General features: G+C 63.8%; 18 protein-coding genes. 8 read left to right on the top strand and 10 right to left on the bottom strand.

Going from position 1 to position 15,158, the window contains the following annotated elements:
* Window positions 1-21: 21 nt before the first annotated feature.
* The gene (locus tag ACE37B_RS06850; RefSeq protein WP_409922529.1) at window positions 22-156 is read right to left on the bottom strand and encodes a multicopper oxidase domain-containing protein; all 135 of its coding nucleotides are present in this window, start codon (window positions 154-156) and stop codon (window positions 22-24) included.
* 105 nt (window positions 157-261) lie between these two features.
* Here ACE37B_RS06850 and ACE37B_RS06845 point away from each other — a divergent pair, with 105 nt between their 5' ends.
* On the top strand, window positions 262-1,722 hold the full coding sequence (locus ACE37B_RS06845; RefSeq protein ID WP_409922528.1) for a multicopper oxidase family protein: 1,461 nt from the start codon (window positions 262-264) through the stop codon (window positions 1,720-1,722).
* Window positions 1,723-1,745: 23 nt separating this feature from the next.
* On the opposite strand, the gene ACE37B_RS06840 is transcribed toward ACE37B_RS06845, so the two are convergent.
* From ACE37B_RS06840 to ACE37B_RS06830, 3 genes are all read right to left on the bottom strand, one after another.
* Window positions 1,746-2,270: a DUF305 domain-containing protein gene (locus ACE37B_RS06840; protein ID WP_409922903.1), complete on the bottom strand. Its 525-nt coding sequence runs from the start codon at window positions 2,268-2,270 to the stop codon at window positions 1,746-1,748.
* A 218-nt stretch (window positions 2,271-2,488) separates the two neighbouring features.
* Window positions 2,489-3,256 carry a glutaredoxin gene (locus ACE37B_RS06835; RefSeq protein ID WP_409922527.1) on the bottom strand — a complete coding sequence of 256 codons (768 nt, stop codon included), beginning with the start codon at window positions 3,254-3,256 and terminating at the stop codon, window positions 2,489-2,491.
* Window positions 3,257-3,363: 107 nt separating this feature from the next.
* Complete coding sequence (locus ACE37B_RS06830; RefSeq protein ID WP_409922526.1) at window positions 3,364-4,533, bottom strand: L,D-transpeptidase family protein; 1,170 nt, start codon at window positions 4,531-4,533, stop codon at window positions 3,364-3,366.
* A gap of 66 nt (window positions 4,534-4,599) precedes the next feature.
* Between ACE37B_RS06830 and ACE37B_RS06825 the strand changes: the two genes are divergently transcribed.
* Together ACE37B_RS06825 and ACE37B_RS06820 are read left to right on the top strand one after the other, a co-directional pair.
* Window positions 4,600-4,845: a hypothetical protein gene (locus ACE37B_RS06825; protein ID WP_409922525.1), complete on the top strand. Its 246-nt coding sequence runs from the start codon at window positions 4,600-4,602 to the stop codon at window positions 4,843-4,845.
* Between the two features lie 75 nt (window positions 4,846-4,920).
* Complete coding sequence (locus ACE37B_RS06820; RefSeq protein WP_409922524.1) at window positions 4,921-5,148, top strand: hypothetical protein; 228 nt, start codon at window positions 4,921-4,923, stop codon at window positions 5,146-5,148.
* 35 nt (window positions 5,149-5,183) lie between these two features.
* On the opposite strand, the gene ACE37B_RS06815 is transcribed toward ACE37B_RS06820, so the two are convergent.
* Both ACE37B_RS06815 and ACE37B_RS06810 read right to left on the bottom strand, forming a co-directional pair.
* Window positions 5,184-6,383, bottom strand: coding sequence for a L,D-transpeptidase (locus tag ACE37B_RS06815; protein WP_409922523.1), 1,200 nt, complete (start codon window positions 6,381-6,383; stop codon window positions 5,184-5,186).
* Window positions 6,383-7,645, bottom strand: coding sequence for a M23 family metallopeptidase (locus ACE37B_RS06810; RefSeq protein WP_409922522.1), 1,263 nt, complete (start codon window positions 7,643-7,645; stop codon window positions 6,383-6,385). Before ACE37B_RS06810 ends, ACE37B_RS06815 begins: the two co-directional genes overlap by 1 nt.
* A 96-nt stretch (window positions 7,646-7,741) precedes the next feature.
* On the opposite strand from ACE37B_RS06810, the gene lgt reads away from it, so the two are divergent.
* Window positions 7,742-8,617, top strand: coding sequence for a prolipoprotein diacylglyceryl transferase (gene lgt / locus ACE37B_RS06805; protein ID WP_409922521.1), 876 nt, complete (start codon window positions 7,742-7,744; stop codon window positions 8,615-8,617).
* Complete coding sequence (locus ACE37B_RS06800; protein ID WP_409922520.1) at window positions 8,578-9,120, top strand: DUF305 domain-containing protein; 543 nt, start codon at window positions 8,578-8,580, stop codon at window positions 9,118-9,120. Before lgt ends, ACE37B_RS06800 begins: the two co-directional genes overlap by 40 nt.
* On the opposite strand, the gene ACE37B_RS06795 is transcribed toward ACE37B_RS06800, so the two are convergent.
* From ACE37B_RS06795 to ACE37B_RS06780, 4 genes are read right to left on the bottom strand one after another with little or no spacing between them, the layout of a single operon-like run.
* Window positions 9,112-9,696 (bottom strand): hypothetical protein, encoded by a 585-nt coding sequence (locus ACE37B_RS06795; protein WP_409922519.1) that lies wholly within the window; start codon window positions 9,694-9,696, stop codon window positions 9,112-9,114. The two genes, ACE37B_RS06800 and ACE37B_RS06795, sit on opposite strands and share 9 nt — an antisense overlap.
* Before the next feature lie 36 nt (window positions 9,697-9,732).
* Window positions 9,733-10,602: a M56 family metallopeptidase gene (locus ACE37B_RS06790; protein WP_409922518.1), complete on the bottom strand. Its 870-nt coding sequence runs from the start codon at window positions 10,600-10,602 to the stop codon at window positions 9,733-9,735.
* Entirely contained in the window at window positions 10,599-10,952 is a 354-nt protein-coding gene (locus ACE37B_RS06785; protein ID WP_409922517.1) for a BlaI/MecI/CopY family transcriptional regulator, read from the bottom strand. Before ACE37B_RS06785 ends, ACE37B_RS06790 begins: the two co-directional genes overlap by 4 nt.
* Before the next feature lie 41 nt (window positions 10,953-10,993).
* On the bottom strand, window positions 10,994-11,881 hold the full coding sequence (locus ACE37B_RS06780; protein WP_409922516.1) for a cytochrome c biogenesis CcdA family protein: 888 nt from the start codon (window positions 11,879-11,881) through the stop codon (window positions 10,994-10,996).
* A gap of 168 nt (window positions 11,882-12,049) precedes the next feature.
* Here ACE37B_RS06780 and ACE37B_RS06775 point away from each other — a divergent pair, with 168 nt between their 5' ends.
* The 3 genes from ACE37B_RS06775 to ACE37B_RS06765 are packed head-to-tail and all read left to right on the top strand — an operon-like array spanning window position 12,050 to window position 15,157.
* Complete coding sequence (locus ACE37B_RS06775; RefSeq protein ID WP_409922515.1) at window positions 12,050-12,481, top strand: c-type cytochrome; 432 nt, start codon at window positions 12,050-12,052, stop codon at window positions 12,479-12,481.
* A 34-nt stretch (window positions 12,482-12,515) separates the two neighbouring features.
* On the top strand, window positions 12,516-14,567 hold the full coding sequence (locus ACE37B_RS06770; protein WP_409922514.1) for a heme lyase CcmF/NrfE family subunit: 2,052 nt from the start codon (window positions 12,516-12,518) through the stop codon (window positions 14,565-14,567).
* On the top strand, window positions 14,564-15,157 hold the full coding sequence (locus ACE37B_RS06765; protein ID WP_409922513.1) for a TlpA family protein disulfide reductase: 594 nt from the start codon (window positions 14,564-14,566) through the stop codon (window positions 15,155-15,157). The genes ACE37B_RS06770 and ACE37B_RS06765 overlap by 4 nt, the downstream gene beginning before the upstream one ends.
* Window position 15,158 lies beyond the last annotated feature (1 nt).

Here is a 15,158-nt window from a genome sequence, read left to right as displayed (position 1 = left end):
GATCTAACTCCGGTGTCACTCTCATGTCGATCGGGGCAGCACGGTGGCCATGCCGGCTTCCGGGTGGTAGGCGTTGTGACAGCGGATCATCCACTCGCCCGGATTGTTCCTTCGATCGACTTGGAAGGCAATGTGTTCACAGTGCCCTTGGTGCATCGCGTGATCGCAGAAAGTCGCAGCTTCGGAACAGTTGCTCAGGTGATGCCACCGGTCACGCCGTCCCGCCGACTCGATTACTACAAGGCGTCGTAGAATGGGGCAATGGCAGCACATCCGGGTCGGTTCGCATCAGCTTCGAACTCACTGAGCAGGCGACATTTCCTCACGGCGGTGGCCGGCAGCGTTCTCCTCGGAGCCTGCGCCGACACGGCGCCCAACAACCGGGCAGAGCCTGAGACCAACACCGCCGGACAGGGGGCGGCGCAGTTTCGACAGCCAGAGGTCCTCCGGAGCGAGAACGGTCGCCTCGACGTCACACTGACCGCTGCGCCGGGAACATTTCAGGGGGCCATCGGAGGGGCACTGGCCTACAACGGCGCACCCGTCGGGCCGACGCTTCTGATTCGTCCCGGCGATCGCCTCGGCGTGACGCTCCGCAACGACTTGGACGCACCGACCAACCTGCACACGCATGGCCTCAATGTCTCGCCGGTTGGGCAGGGCGACGACGTGTTCGCGACCATCGGCGCTGGCGAGGAACGCTCATATGTGTACGACGTGCCTGCCGATCACCCCAGTGGGACCTTCTGGTACCACCCACACCTCCATGGCTCTGTTGCGGCTCAAGTCGCAGCGGGGCTGTTCGGTGCCATCATCGTCGAGGACGAGGTCGATGACCGCGCTGACATGGCAGCGATGACCGAACGTCTCTTCGTGCTCAACGATCCGATCGGCATCGGCCGCGAGGCCTCGCCGATGGACGGGATGCACGGGCGGACCGGTGAAGCAGTACGTGTCAACGGTGTTGTTCAACCGGTGATCGCCAGCGTCGCCGGCGGTCTCGAACGTTGGCGAGTCGTCAACGCCAGCGCGACGCGGCCGCTTTCGGTGTCGGTTCCTGGCGTTGTGCTGCACCTCATTGCCTCCGACGGCGGCCGACTCAGCAGCACTCGTTCACTCGATGGACTCGTCCTCGTTCCCGGTGAGCGAGCCGAGGTGATCGTGGAGATCCCCTCGGCGGTGGAAGAACTCGCGATCGGCAGTGACGGGGCAGGCCAGCCGTTGGCGGTGCTGGCACCGACGGTCGGTCAGTCGACCGAATTGCCTACGACGGGGGGAACACTCGAGGTGCCCGACGGGCTCGGCGAGTCAGTGTCGGTCGGCGCTGAACTCGTGGTTCGGGAGCGGACCCTCACTCTCGGAGTCGACATGGGAATGGGCTCGATGATGTACGGCGACAGCGGTCTCGAGTTCACCATCGACGGCATCGCCTTCGACCCGCAACGCACGGACATCACCGTCGAGGCGGGCACGGTCGAAGAGTGGCGGATCGTCAACGCCACCGGGATGGACCATCCGTTCCATCTGCACGCCTGGCCGTTCTCGGTCGTGGGGGACGATGCCTGGCCCGGCTGGAAGGACACTGTTAACGTTCCGGGCAGCGGCGAGGTCGTGATCAGGATTCCGTTCGTCGGTCGGACGGGACGGACGGTCTATCACTGTCACATCCTCGATCACGAGGATCTCGGCATGATGGGTGTTGTCGACGTGCAGCCCGCCTGAACCCAGTTGCGGAGACCAGGACCTCAGGGGCAGCTGCGAATGGCGGCGCCGACGAATTCGGGGACTGGCCGCTCGGCGGCTTCGGCGGCTGTTGTGGCCTTGCCGTTCTCGGCGATGTCGTTGATCAGCCAGTCCATCTCGTCGATCTCGCGCTGCTGGGCTTCGATGATGCTCTTTGCGAGTTCGCAGACTCGGGCGTCGTCGATCTCGGCTCGTTCGCTGGTGAGGATCGCGATCGAGTGGTGCGGGATCATTGCACGCATCCACGAACTGTCCTGCACGGTCGCCTGGCTGCGGACGAGGGCGAGTGAGCCGGCGAACACGGCGACGGCGAGTACGAAGATTCCGATGTTGATCTTTGTGCTGCGGTACATGCTGAGCATGAATCCGAGCATGATGATTGCCATCGTGCCGCCCATCAGTAAGGCCATGTAGAAACGAGTTTCGCTCCAGCGGACGTGGTCCCAGGCGTAGCTGTTGATGTACATGAGTCCGAACATCACGATTGTGGAGGTGGCGATCATGGCGCCGAAACGTCCGTAGCTCATGTGGATCCCACCCGAGCCGTTGCCGCTTTCCTCGCCGCTCCCGTCGCCGTGGTCGGAGGCGTGGGAATCGTCGTTCACGTCGACATCGTCGGTCGTGTCGACGGTGGTGGCTCGGTGCTGATCGAGAGTTGGTGATGCGTTGGGGTTCGGGTCGTGGGTCATGTGTCTGCTCCTGTCGTGTGTGTTGGTCGGGGTGGGTGTGCCTCAGTGGTGGTGGATCAAAGGAGGTGTTTGACGCCCATCCAGATGGCCATGGAGACCATGGCGATGTTCTCGGTGAACGACACGAAGCCGAGCGGGACGTTGCTGCTCCCGCCGACGCATGCGCACTTGAGTTCGCGCTTGTCGATGTAGACGGCTTTGACGACTGATGCTGCACCGATGGTGCCGATGATCAGTGCGACGGGGACCGAGATCCAGTTGGCGACGGCGGCGATCATCAAGATGCCGGCTCCGGTTTCGGCATAGGGGTAGATGTAGCTGTACGGCACCCATCGCATGGCGAGCAGGTCGTAGTTCAGGAACATGGTCGAGAAGCTCTCGACGTCTCGGATCTTGAGGTAGCCGAGGCCGCACATCGAGAAGGCGATGAACCATTCGAAGGTCCGCACGCTGACCCACTGGTCCTCGGCGATGTAGGCGGCACCGGCGGCCATCAGGAAGGTGATCGCGAAGAGCGTGAGTACGGGCCAGTAGCTGGTGCCGCCGCCGTCTTTGCGCGTGCGGCCGACGAACTCGCGTACGTCGTCGAGGGTCCCGACGAGTTCACCGTCGACGAATGTCTGCGGGGTGGTCTCGACGTTCCATTTCTCGCGGAATGCCGTCGTTTCCTCGTCGGTTTCGAGGTGGACGTCGGTGACGTCGAAGCCCTCTCGTTCGAGGAGGTCGAGGGTCTTGATGCCGTAGGGGCACGTGTGGCCCGGCATCACCATTCGGTAGATGGTGGCGGTCTTCGTGGATGTCTGCGGCGCAGTCTCGGCACTCACGTCGGTGTTCCTTCCAGGGAGGTGGTCTGGAAGGCCGATACCCGACGGCCGCGGTGGTCAAACCTACATCATGTCGTAGGTGGCTCGGGTCCGTGCGTCGGTGCCGTTCAGGTCGGCGGCGCAGGAGTAGTTGTTGGTGACGTGGTCGACGATGACGTGGTCGTTGGTTTGGTCGTCGTTGGTTTGGTGGTCGTGGGCGGCCGCGTGGTGGCCGGCGCTGGGACGGTGGTCGTTGTGGTGGTCGTCGACGTGGTCGATGTCGTGGTCGTCGATGTGGTCGGCGGGACCCAATCGGGGTCCGGGTAGTCGAAGATCATCGGTGCTGCGCCGTAGGTCTCGGGTTCTTCGACGCCATCGAACACGTAGATCATGTCGCCGATCTCGATGAGGTCGGGAAGGTATTCGGCGATGTGCATCGGGTGACGGACACAACCGCGCGAGGCCGGGTACTCGGGCACGTTGCCCGCACCGTGGATGGCGATGCCGTAGTTGAAGTAGACGGGTTGGTAGAGGCGTCCGAGTTTGGCGTTGCGCCATCCGTCGATCTTGCGTTCGAAGTGGTAGACGCCCCCGGGCGTCTTGGAGATCCCGCAGATTCCCTTCTCCTCGGTGGTGCCGTCGTCGAGGTCGATCTCGACGACGTCGCACCACTCGACGTTCTCACCCGACGACACGTGGCTGATCACGCGTGCCTCGCCGTCGTTGAAGAGGACGGAGACCTGTTCGGGGAGATAGACCTCCATGTGGGTGCCCCCGGGCGTTCGGCGGGGCGCGATGCGCACGTCGCTGTGCATCTGGGTCCAGATGTCGGGGGTGACGACACCCTGCATCTCGGTGCGTGGTGTTCCGAGCACGATCTTCTCGAAGGCCCACACGGCACGAACTGTTGCGCCGCCGAAGATGCCGTCGATCGGGCCGGGGTCGAAGTTGAGTGCGGCGAGTGCTGCCTGCATCATCTCGACCTTCGGTTCCACCATGCCTTGTCGGAGGTCGTGGTCCAGAGCGGGAACTGTCGTCGACGTCGTCGCCGGTGCAAGCGCTGCTGCAGGGTTCGGCGGGGGGAGCGTTGCTCGCGGCGTCGTCGGGGTCGAATCGATCGTGCCGCCGGAAGCGCCGTCCGTGATGCCGTCGGTGGACTGACCGTTCGAGTAGGACGCGTAGCCGACCGTCGCAGTTGCAGCGAGACCGGCAAACAGCAGGTGGCGACGTGTGAAGGTGGCGGGCGGGCGCGGCTCATCATCGAAGTGAGATCGGGCGCCCTGCTGAGGAATGTCCACAGAAGAATACTACGGTCTGTCGTATGTTCTCCCGACGTCACCAATCCGAGTTTTCGTGAGGTTTCGATGATCCGTGCACGTTCGACCAGATCACTGCTCGCGATCTCGGGGGCCGTGGCGCTCGTTGCTGCTGCATGCGGCGGTGGTGGGGATGCGGGCTTGGAGTCGGCGTCGCCGCCGGGTGCCTCGACCGACACTGAAACGGCGCAAGTCGTCGAGGCGGCCCTCGTGCCGACCGCTCGTGGCGAGGACCTCGACTTCAACTCTCTGCAAGGCCAAGATGTGCTGCTGTGGTTCTGGGCGCCGTGGTGAACGCTGTGTCAACGTGAAGCCCCTGCGGTCGCAGAGGTCCAGGAAACTTACGGTGCCGATGTCGTCTTCGTGGGCGTGGCCGGCCGGGATACCCTCGAGCAGATCAACGGATTCATCGACGACTACGACGTGGATGCGTTCGAGCACGTCGTCGACGGGACGGGCGAGATCTGGGAGAACTATCAGATCGTCTCACAGCCGTCGTTCATCTTCCTCGATGCCAATGGCGAGTCGACCTCCTACTTTGGCGCGCTCGGGGTGGACGGTCTGTCGGAACGGCTCGACACGTTGACGAGCAACTGAGCCGGTCTTCAGCGCAGCGAGCGTAGATGGAGCGTTCAGCTGTTCTGGCGGGCGACGAAGTCGCCCTGCACGTTCACGGTCACGTTCATCTCGGCTTTGCGCCACGTCTCGCCGGTGGCCGAATCGAGTCCGAGCCAGGCGACGAAGGTGTTTTGATCGGCGACCCGCAGGCGCGCGCATCCTTTGCTCTGCGGCGTCGGTGGCACGTTGTTGGCGCCATGGATGGCTTGGCCGAGGTCGAAGTAGAGCGGCTTGTACAGGTTTCCGTTCAGTGGGTTGTCGACGCCGACCGGGAACTCGCTGCTGTCGTGCCAGCCGCCGTTGTCGAGCGCAGGGTTGAAGCGGAAGGCTTCGGACCGGTCCTGCTCCCTGGTCTCGAAGCCTTCCGAACCCGTCGATGTCGGGAAGACGAAGGTGGTGTCGGCGCCGGCGCCGATGAACATGATCTGGCAGGTCCGATCGATCAGTACCCAGCGCTCTGATTCGGTGGCAGTCGAGGTCGGCGTCGGCAGTGTGGTGGCTGCGAACAGGGCGGCCTGTTCGTTCGATCCGGGTGTCATGTCCTCGATCGTCGTGTCGAGACCGAGGGAGAGGCGCGCAGCGCACAGGCGTTGGCCGGTGCGAGGTCCTGACACGCCGTCGACGGCGAGGTCGTCGATGCCGAATCCGGCGAAGAGTTCGTTCAGCTTGGTCTGCTGCCGTTCGACGTTGGCTGCCAGGGCGCCTTGGACGACATCGTTCTTGAAAGCTGGGACTGGTTCGCCGTTCAGGTCATTGACGTTGTTGCCCGGGCAGATGTCGACAAGATCGCCGCTGGCGACGCTGTCGATTTGGCCGTTCTCGAGCCACAGCGACACCGGGTCGGCCAGTGCATTGGCAGCTGCGATTGCTTCGAGCGATGAGTCGCTGTCGGCGCGGACCACGCACTCGGGATCGAAGACGTCCAGGGGCAGTGGTGCCACCGTGCTCGTGGTGGTCGTGGAGCTGGTGCTGGTGGTGGGTGCCGTGGTGGCCACCTCGGCCGCAGTCGACGGTGGTGTCGGCACGGTCGTGGTGCTCGGTGTCGGTGCAATCGTGGTCGGAGGTTGTTCGACGATCGACGTCGCCGGGTCGGCGGGCGCGGCCTGATCCGGCAATGTCTCCGTTGCCACGGTCGATGTGCACGCTGCGAACGTCACCGAGGCGGCGAGCGCCAGCGCTGCGTGTCGTCGGGTGGGTCGGATCCGTGACTGCATCAGCAGACCGCCCGAACGTAGGGATACGGGTTGACGGCGCGACCGCCGCCAGGGTGCACTTCGAAGTGAAGGTGATTCGCACTCGTGTTGCCGGTCGCTCCGACGTAGCCGATCACTTCCCCCTTGGCGACGGATCGACTCGAGCCCTCCCATGCGCTGAGGTGTGCGTAGTAGTACTTGGTTCCGCTGCTCCCGGTGAGCCAGATGGCGTTGCCACCGAGTCGGTTCGTCGAGAAGTTGGCTCGGCCCGATTCGACGGCGACGAGGGGGGTGCCGCGCGGCGACATCATGTCGACGCCTTCGTGGCTGCGTCCGCCGGAGCGCGGGGCGCCCCAGGTGTCGGCGAATGCTCGGGGCCCGTTGACCGGGCAGGCGATGCCACTGGTCGGAGCCGGAGCCGGAGCCGGAGCGGGGGCCGGAGCGGGGGCCGGAGCGGGGGCCGGGGCCTGAGGGGTTGCCGGTGTCGCTCCCGGTTGCGCCGTCGTGCGTGAGGGAGCTGGTGTCTGGGCAGGAGCCGGCGTCGATGCCGCATTCGCTGCCCTTGTTGCGGCTTGCTGTTGTGCGGCCCGTTCCGCTTCTTGTGCGGCTCGGGCAGCAGCTTCGGCCGCTTCGCGCTGTCGCTGGCGTTCGAGTTCGTGTTCGACTTCTTCGGAAACGAGCCGCTCGGCCTCGATCTCTGCGAGCGCCTCGATCTCGGCTTCGGCGTTGGACTTCAGATCTGCGAAGTCGAGCTTGGCTTGTTCCGAGGCTTGTCGATCCTGCTCCAGGGCGTCGCGTGCTTCGCCGACGTCGTCCATCAGTGCGTCGTACTCGTCGAGATCGACGTGCACGTTCTCACGCGTGACCGCGGACATCACGTCAGCGGTGAAGCTGTCATTGATCTCGTCGAAGTCGATCAGGAGCGGAAAGGCGTTGCCTGAACCTGCGCCGACGAAGCTACGCACCGCTTGCTCTTCCAGACCCTCCTGCATCTTGGCGGTCTTCGCTTCCAGTGCCGCCAGGTCACGTTCGGCAGCGCTGATGTCGATGTCGAGACCGTCGATGTCGGACTCGAGGTCGAACATCGCCTGCGACGCCGCGTTCGCCCGATTGCGGGCGGCCTGGATCTCCGCAGCGGCCTGCTTGGCAGCATCGGTTCCGTGGTCAGCGTTGGCGGACGACGGCAGCATGGTCAAGGAGCTGGCGATGAGGACGGACGCGACGACGAGGCTGCGGCGACGAAGGCGGGGAGCCGTTGTTCTGGATGCAGATATGTACGACACGACGTCGTAGAATACCTGCTGCGTGACGCGGTCCTCTTCAGGGAGGGGTGTTTGTCGACACTTTGTTACGACATTGTGTAGGAGTAACCTGTCGGGATGTTGTCATTGGTGCAGAGCCTCCCCAGCCCATCCATCGGGAAGTTGTCGATCGGTCCAGTGCAGCTGTCTGCGTATGGGTTGATGATCGCGCTCGGAGTGATTGCGGCGACCATGTTGGCCTCGCGTCGACTCGAACGGATCGGAGCGGGCACGTCGGATGAGATGCAGAGCGTGGCCATGTGGTCGGTGTTCGGCGGCTTGATCGGGGCCCGGCTCTATCACGTGGTGACGGCGTGGGAGCTGTTCGAAGACGATTTGTGGCGAATCCCGATGGTCTGGAAGGGCGGCCTCGGAATTCCCGGTGGCCTCCTCGGCGGCGTCGCCGCAGGCGGCTTCGTCGTACGGCGCCTGAACCTCTCGCTACCCGCGGTGCTCACCGCAGTGGCGCCCGCCATCCCGTTAGCTCAAGCGATCGGCAGGTGGGGAAATTGGTGGAACCAGGAACTCTTCGGTCGGCCGACGACATTGCCATGGGGACTGGAGATCTCTGCCGACAAGACCCCCTCGGGATTCAGCGACGCAGTTCTCTTCCACCCGACGTTCCTCTACGAATCTCTCTGGAGCCTGGGCTTGTGCGCTGCGCTGCTCGCCGTCGACCGCTATCGGCCGTTGCGTCCAGGTCGGCTCTTCGCCGTGTACCTGGCCGGATACTTTGCCGGGCGTTTTTGGATCGAAGGTCTCCGCATTGATCCCTCCCACACCATCGGCGCACTTCGTCTCAATCAGTGGGTGGCCCTCGCTGTGGTCGTCACTGCGTTGGGCTACCTGGCGGTCGATGCGCACCGCCACCGTGATGACGATTCCGATCGAGACGAGTCGACAGGAGGTGCAGCATGCTCGCCGCTCGCCGAAGCATCGCCGTCTTCGCAGTAGTTATCAGCGCTGCCGCATTGTCGGCCTGCAGCGAGATCGACCCGTTCGATTCGACCCCGACCTCGGAGCAGCTCCCACAACGTCCTGCTGACGTCAACGACGCAGACGTCGAATTCGCGACGGAGATGATCTCGCACGTGCAGCGTGGCCGAGAATTGGCCAAGGTCGCATTCGACTCCAACAGCGACGGTGACGTCGCGGCAATCGCTCGACGCATCGAGGACCAAGATCGCAAGCGGCTTCTCGTGATGTCGGAGATGCTCGACAGCTGGGGCGAGCCGGCGGCCGAGTCGACAGCACTCGAAACGTGGGACGAGTTGGACGGCCTGACCGGTGTCGAGTTCGACGAACGGTGGACGGCCCTGATGATCGAGCATCACACCCAGGCCGTTGCCCTCGCGGAGATCGTGCAGCGAGAGGGATCGAGCCGCTCCGTCAACAACCTGGCGAGCGGGATGTTGGTGGACCTCGGGTTCGAGATGTCCACACTCGACTCAGACTGACTTCGTCAGCTCGGACCGTGTTGTCGAGCGTGTCCGCCACCACCGCCCCAACCACACGACACCCGTCGCCGTGATCGCCAGATCGAGTGGGCGCATGAACCAGCCGAAGTGTTCGGGATCCCAGTAGCTCACCGGACTCGCGAAACGGATCGACCACGAAACGGGAAAGAACACCAATGGCCCGTCGTCGTGATGAACAGCGATGTCGATCAGGGCGTGCAAGAGCGCACCAGCGGCAAAGCAACGAACGCGACGCCTCCAGGGCGGAGTGATCAGCGACGCCGCGGCAAACGCAGCAACGAGGAGGAGCGGCGCATGCAGCACATTGTGGCCCACGATCCACCATGGCGAATTGAAGTACAGATCATCCATCGCACGTTGATGCGTCTGGCTCAAACTCAGGCCATCCACAATGGGGTAGTACACGATTGCTGCGAGGTTGAGCACGTAGAGCGCGACGTCGGGGGCGACCCCGCCGACGATGAAAGTGCGTCGTTCCCGTAGGGTCAGTCGGGCCTGTACACCAGTGTGACGTGCCGCGAACGCATTGATCACGGCGTGGGATGGCGTGATCACTGGTCGAGTGCGACCTCGGTCGTGACGGGAGCGGGCTCAGCGCACCAGATCGCCGGCGAACATCACGCTGTGGTGGACCTGGTAGGCGGTGAGCAGCAGCGTTGTGGCGATGATCATCGACGTCTGGAGCCTGGTGACGGTGTCGGGCAGCTCGATCGGTTCGAGGAGCGCGGCGGCCCGTGCTGCTACGCCGTGGTCGGCGATTCCGAGGGCCGGTCGCGGGCTGGGACTCGCGAGTGCGACCTTGGCAATCGTGCGCGCGGCGAGGCGGCGCTCGGCGCCGGTGTGTTCGAGGGCCTCTTCGTCGGCCCAGCGCTCGAGGTAGAAGTCGAGCCGTGTCTTAATCGGGATGATCATCGGGATGAACGCCGTGGTGAGAAGCGCGAGCAGTTTGAACCGGTCGTGCCGATGCCGTGCATGGGCCTGTTCGTGGGCGAGGACGACGTCGAATTCGTTGTCGTCGAGCGCTTTGCGGAGTCCGTCGGAGATGGCGATCGTTCGTGCTGGGCCCGGCAGGGTGTAGGCGTAGACCTCGTCGGTGTCGATGAACTCAACGGGGCACGTGTCAGTGCAACGGAGGCGACGGTGGTGGGTCAGCACGCGCACTGCGCGAGCTGTGCCGGCGAGCGCTGCGATCAGCGATGAGATGCCGACGACTGCGCCGAACGGCTGGTAGTCGGGCATGAGATGTTGGGACCAGTCGAACACCGGGTTGTGCCAGCCCATGTGAGCGAGGCCGCTGAGACCGATCAACCACAGCGTGGGCACGGTCGCAATGGCGACAGCAGCGAGGAGTACGGCGCTGCAGCGGGCCGCTGTTGCGGGGTGGAGGCGGTCGAGGCGGCGGCTGCCGACTGCGGCGACGCCGAGGGTCACGAGGAGGGGGAGGGCGACGAAGTTGATCATGGCGTGTTGGTGAGCAGCGCCAAGAGCTGCGAGGCCTCGACGGGGTCGAGTGCTTCGGCGAACCCGGCGAGTGCGGATTGGCGGTCCGACGTTGCGTCCAAGATGCTGCGGAGCCGTCGTGCGGTGAGGTCGGCTTCGCTGCTTGCTGCGGCGTATTCGTAGGCCCGGCCGGCACGCTCGCGATGGGCGAGGCCCTTGTCGCACAGTCGGCCGAGGATGGTCGCGATGCTGGTGTAGGCGAGGTCGGTGCCCATCTCTTCGATGACATCGCCGGGTGATGCGGGTCGGTCGAGGGCCCAGAGGGCTCGCAGAACATCGGTTTCGAGTTCGCCGTCGGCTCGTCGTGTCATGGTGATGGTGTGGTTTCTCGTGAGTACATCGGTGTGATTGGTCAGGTGGTTTCGTCGGTGGTCCTGTTGTGCGTCGTTCGCCCGAGGCTAGCGATGTCCCGGTTCCGCAGTCGGAACCCGAGGTAACTGGCTGCCGTGACAGCGACGATGGTCAGGCCGATTCGGTCTGCTCCGACGGATTGCACGAGGACGACGAAGTTGATTTGGAGGTTCGTTCCGGCGTCGATGAGGGAATCGTTGGGGAGGTCGCCGTTGTAGATGGCGAGTTCGTATCGGCCGTACCAGATCGCGTAGCCACCGGAAATGAGCAGCAAGACGCCTGCGAGGCGTGGGGCGTACTTCGAGGCGTTGCGCAGCGTGCCCACGAAGGAGTCGTGAGCGAGTGCTGCGGACACGCTGAGCGCCAAGATGATGGCGCCCATCCCGGCTGCGTAGACGACATAGGTCACGATGCCGCCGAGGAATGAGCGTTGCATTGCGAACGTCGAGACCGACAGGAACGGCCCAAGCGTGCAGGACAACGACACGAGGGCGAAGGCGAACCCGAACGTCACCATTCCGATGACATCTTGGCGTTGCGTCGTCGCGCGTTGCTGGAGCGGTAGGCGTGGCTTCCAACCGGCGATGGTCGCCACTCCCATCGACACCATCACGACGCCGACAGCGATCGTCACCCATGGCATCTGTTGGCGAAGGGCAGTCGATGCGGTGCTGAACACGACGCCGACGATGATGAACATGGCGGCGAATCCGAGCGAGACTGCTGCCGAGACACCGATTGCTCTGGCAACTCGACGATCTGCCCGCATCGCGAGGTCGTCGCCAGCGACGAAGGCTCCGATGTATGCAGGCAGGAGTGCGAAGCCGCACGGGTTGATCGTGGCGATCATGCCGGCGGTGAATGCGAGAGCGAGTGGGGCGTCGATCACTGGTCACCTCCTGCTCTTTGCACTGCCCGGGCCGACGTGTCGCATCGGCGAATTGGTTTGCGGTTCGACGTTTGAATATCTACAACGTGTCGTAGCTTAGGAGTCGTGATCGCGTTCTTGCACTCAGACGACCAGAATTCGACTTCGCCAAGGCAATCGAAACGTACGATGTTTCTGGACGGCGTCGATGGGCAGGCCGGGCCGTGGTGGCGGCGTCACACGACGCTGGCCGCCGCGGTCACGGCTGCTCTCGCAATCTTCGCTGCGTCATGTGGGAGCGCCACCGCTGACACAGCGCCAGCTGCGCCCGGCAGCGGTGCGGCGGGAGTGACCGGGGCAGAGCTGTATCAGGCGAACTGTGCGTCGTGTCACGGTGCCGATCTGCGTGGCACCGAACAGGGACCGTCTCATCTGTCGATCGTGTACGAGCCCAACCATCACGGCGACGACGCGTTCCGTTCGGCGATCCTGAACGGAGCGCAACAACACCACTGGAACTTCGGAGACATGGCTGCGATTCCAGGGCTCGATGATGACGAGATCGACGACGTCATCGCCTACATCCGTTCGGAGCAGGAACGCCAAGGGTTCGAGCAGTGAGAAGGTCCGCCACGCGTCACGACGACGTGATGCTGTGTCATCCCGTGCGGACTGTTCGGACGAGGCGCCGCTGATGCTCGCTGCTGGCGTGAATGCCGCGATCGGCCGCGCCGGGCTGATGTTGATGCTCGGCGGAGCAGTGTTCGGGGTGATTGCGGTGCTGTACGGGATACGCACCAGGAACCAACTGTTGCAGCGTCAGTCGATGCGCTACGCCTGGTTGTCCTTCGGCGGTGCGGTCGTTGCAGTCGTGATGATGCAGCGAGCGCTCATCACTCGCGACTTTTCCATGGCCTATGTCCAACAGGTCGGCTCAGCCGATACGCCGGCGCTGTACAACGTCGCTGCGATGTGGTCTGCCCTGGAGGGATCGATCTTGCTGTGGGCCCTGATCCTCGCCGGGTTCACTGCGGCCGTCGCCTGGCGGTTCCGCTCACGAGCCGATGACGCCCTGGTCGGCTGGGCGCTCGTGGTGATGTTCGTCGTGACTGCGTTCTTTGCCTTGCTGTCGTTTTGGCCCGCTGATCCGTTCGCGACTGGTCTCCCCGGGATTCAGTCTGGACCGGGACCGAACCCGCTGCTGCAGAACCACATCTTGGTGCTGTTCCATCCGCCGATCCTGTATTTGGGGTACGTCGGCTTCACGGTGCCATTCGCCTTTGCGATCGCAGCGCTCGTCACTGGCCGGCTCGGTGAGAGTTGGCTGATGGAGACCCGAAGGTGGGCACTTTTCTCCTGGGCGTTTCTGTCGATCGGCATCCTGCTCGGTGGTTGGTGGAGCTACGAAGTGCTCGGCTGGTCGGGTGTCTGGGCATGGGACCCGGTGGAGAACGCATCCCTGCTTCCATGGCTGACGGGCACCGCTTACGTGCACTCGGTGCTTGTCCAGGAGCGACGCGGGCTGCTGCGAGTCTGGAATCTCAGCCTGTTGATCGCGACGTTCGCGCTCACGATTCTCGGAACGTTCCTCACTCGATCCGGGGTCATCAATTCCGTCCACGCCTTCGGAGACGGACCCGTCGGGCCGTGGCTTCTCGGCTTCTTCGGATTCATCGTCGTCATCTCGGTCAGCCTCATCGGGTGGAGAGGCGACCGTCTTCGCTCTCCGGGCACGATCGACTCACCGCTCAGCCGTGAAGGTGCATTCCTCGCCAACAACGTCCTCTTTGCTGTCTTCGCGTTCGTCGTGCTGCTCGGTACGGTTTTTCCGCTCCTCGTCGAAGCTCTCCAGAATCGGCGAACTGCTGTCGGAGCACCGTATTTCGACCGGCTCTCGATGCCGATCGGGCTCGTCCTACTGTTCTTGATGGCGGTGGCTCCGGTGCTGCCCTGGCGTCAGGCGTCGACCGAACTGCTCCGGCACCGCTTGGTTTGGCCAGGATGGTTTGCCGTCGGCGCCGTCGGCTTCTCAATCGTCGTCGGAGCCACCGGTTGGGCGCCGCTCGTAGCGTTCGGGTTGGCTGGCTTTGCGTCCGGCGCAGCAATCCGCCAACTCGCCATCGCCACTCGCAACCAAGGTGTTCGAGGGTTGGTTGGGCGAGCCAACGGCGGGATGGTCGTGCACCTCGGCGTCATCATGATCGCTGTAGCACTCGCCGCGTCGAACAGCTTCACGCACTCGGCGACCCTCGAACTCGCACAGGGCGATGTCGTCGAGTGGGGAGGCCACACATTCGAACTCGAATCGATCACAGAGGACACCAATGCGGCGATGAGTGAGAGTGTGCTCGCAGCGAACGTCGAACTCGACGGCACGAAGACCTACCGACCCGCAATCACGACCTACCTCAGCATCGGCCAATCCATCGGCACTCCGTCGGTGCGCACTGGCTTTGCCAAAGACGTATACCTCACCCTCGAACCCGGTGTGCTCGCCGGCGATGACACCGCAACGATCCGGGTGTTCATCAAACCCATGATCCTGTGGCTCTGGATCGGCGGCTTCGTCATGGCGATCGGAACGCTCCTGGCAGCTTTCCCGGGGAGACGCCATCGTCGGCCGACCGCGCCGACATCCGCCGCAATCGCGGTCAACGCAGGTTCTGAGCTTGTCGAAGCGCAGCCGGAACTCGAGGTCAGCTCATGATCGACGAACTCGAGCTGAGTGCTGGCTCGCCGCTCGTCCCGGCACGACGACGAGTCGCGCCGTGGATCGCCGGAGCGGTGTTGGCCGTACTGGCGGCGTTCTTCGTGATGCTCGTCATGGCATCGCCCGACAACGGTGCAGCCGCCGAATCGCCGTTGCTCGGAAGACCTGCGCCTGCGGCAGTCGGTGAACTCGACGACGGCACGGTGTTTGACCTGTCTCGTCGAAAGGGGTCCTGGGTTGTCCTCAACTTCTTTCGCGCAGACTGCGTCCCCTGCATCGAGGAGCATCCGGAACTGATCTCGTTCGTCGACCAACAGCGGTCACAGGACCGCAATCGTGTGGAGTTCTACTCGGTGGTCGTCGATGACACACGGGAAGACGTCGAGGAGTTCTTTGCCGCCCGCGGAGGCGACTGGCCAGTCGTCTATTCCGACAATGACAGCCTGTCCGTTGCGTTCGGCGTCGCTGCCGTTCCTGAAACGTGGATCATCGACGCGGACGGAATCGTTCGCGTCAGATACGTCGGCAAGGTCACAGCAGAGAGCCTCAGTGTGACCATCCAGCAACTGCGGGAAGGAGCGTCCTGAA

This window comes from Ilumatobacter sp., from assembly GCF_046290335.1.
Lineage (GTDB): Bacteria > Actinomycetota > Acidimicrobiia > Acidimicrobiales > Ilumatobacteraceae > Ilumatobacter_A.
The sequence above is the reverse complement of the archived record's forward strand: the minus strand, read 5'-3'. Positions and strand labels throughout refer to the sequence as shown.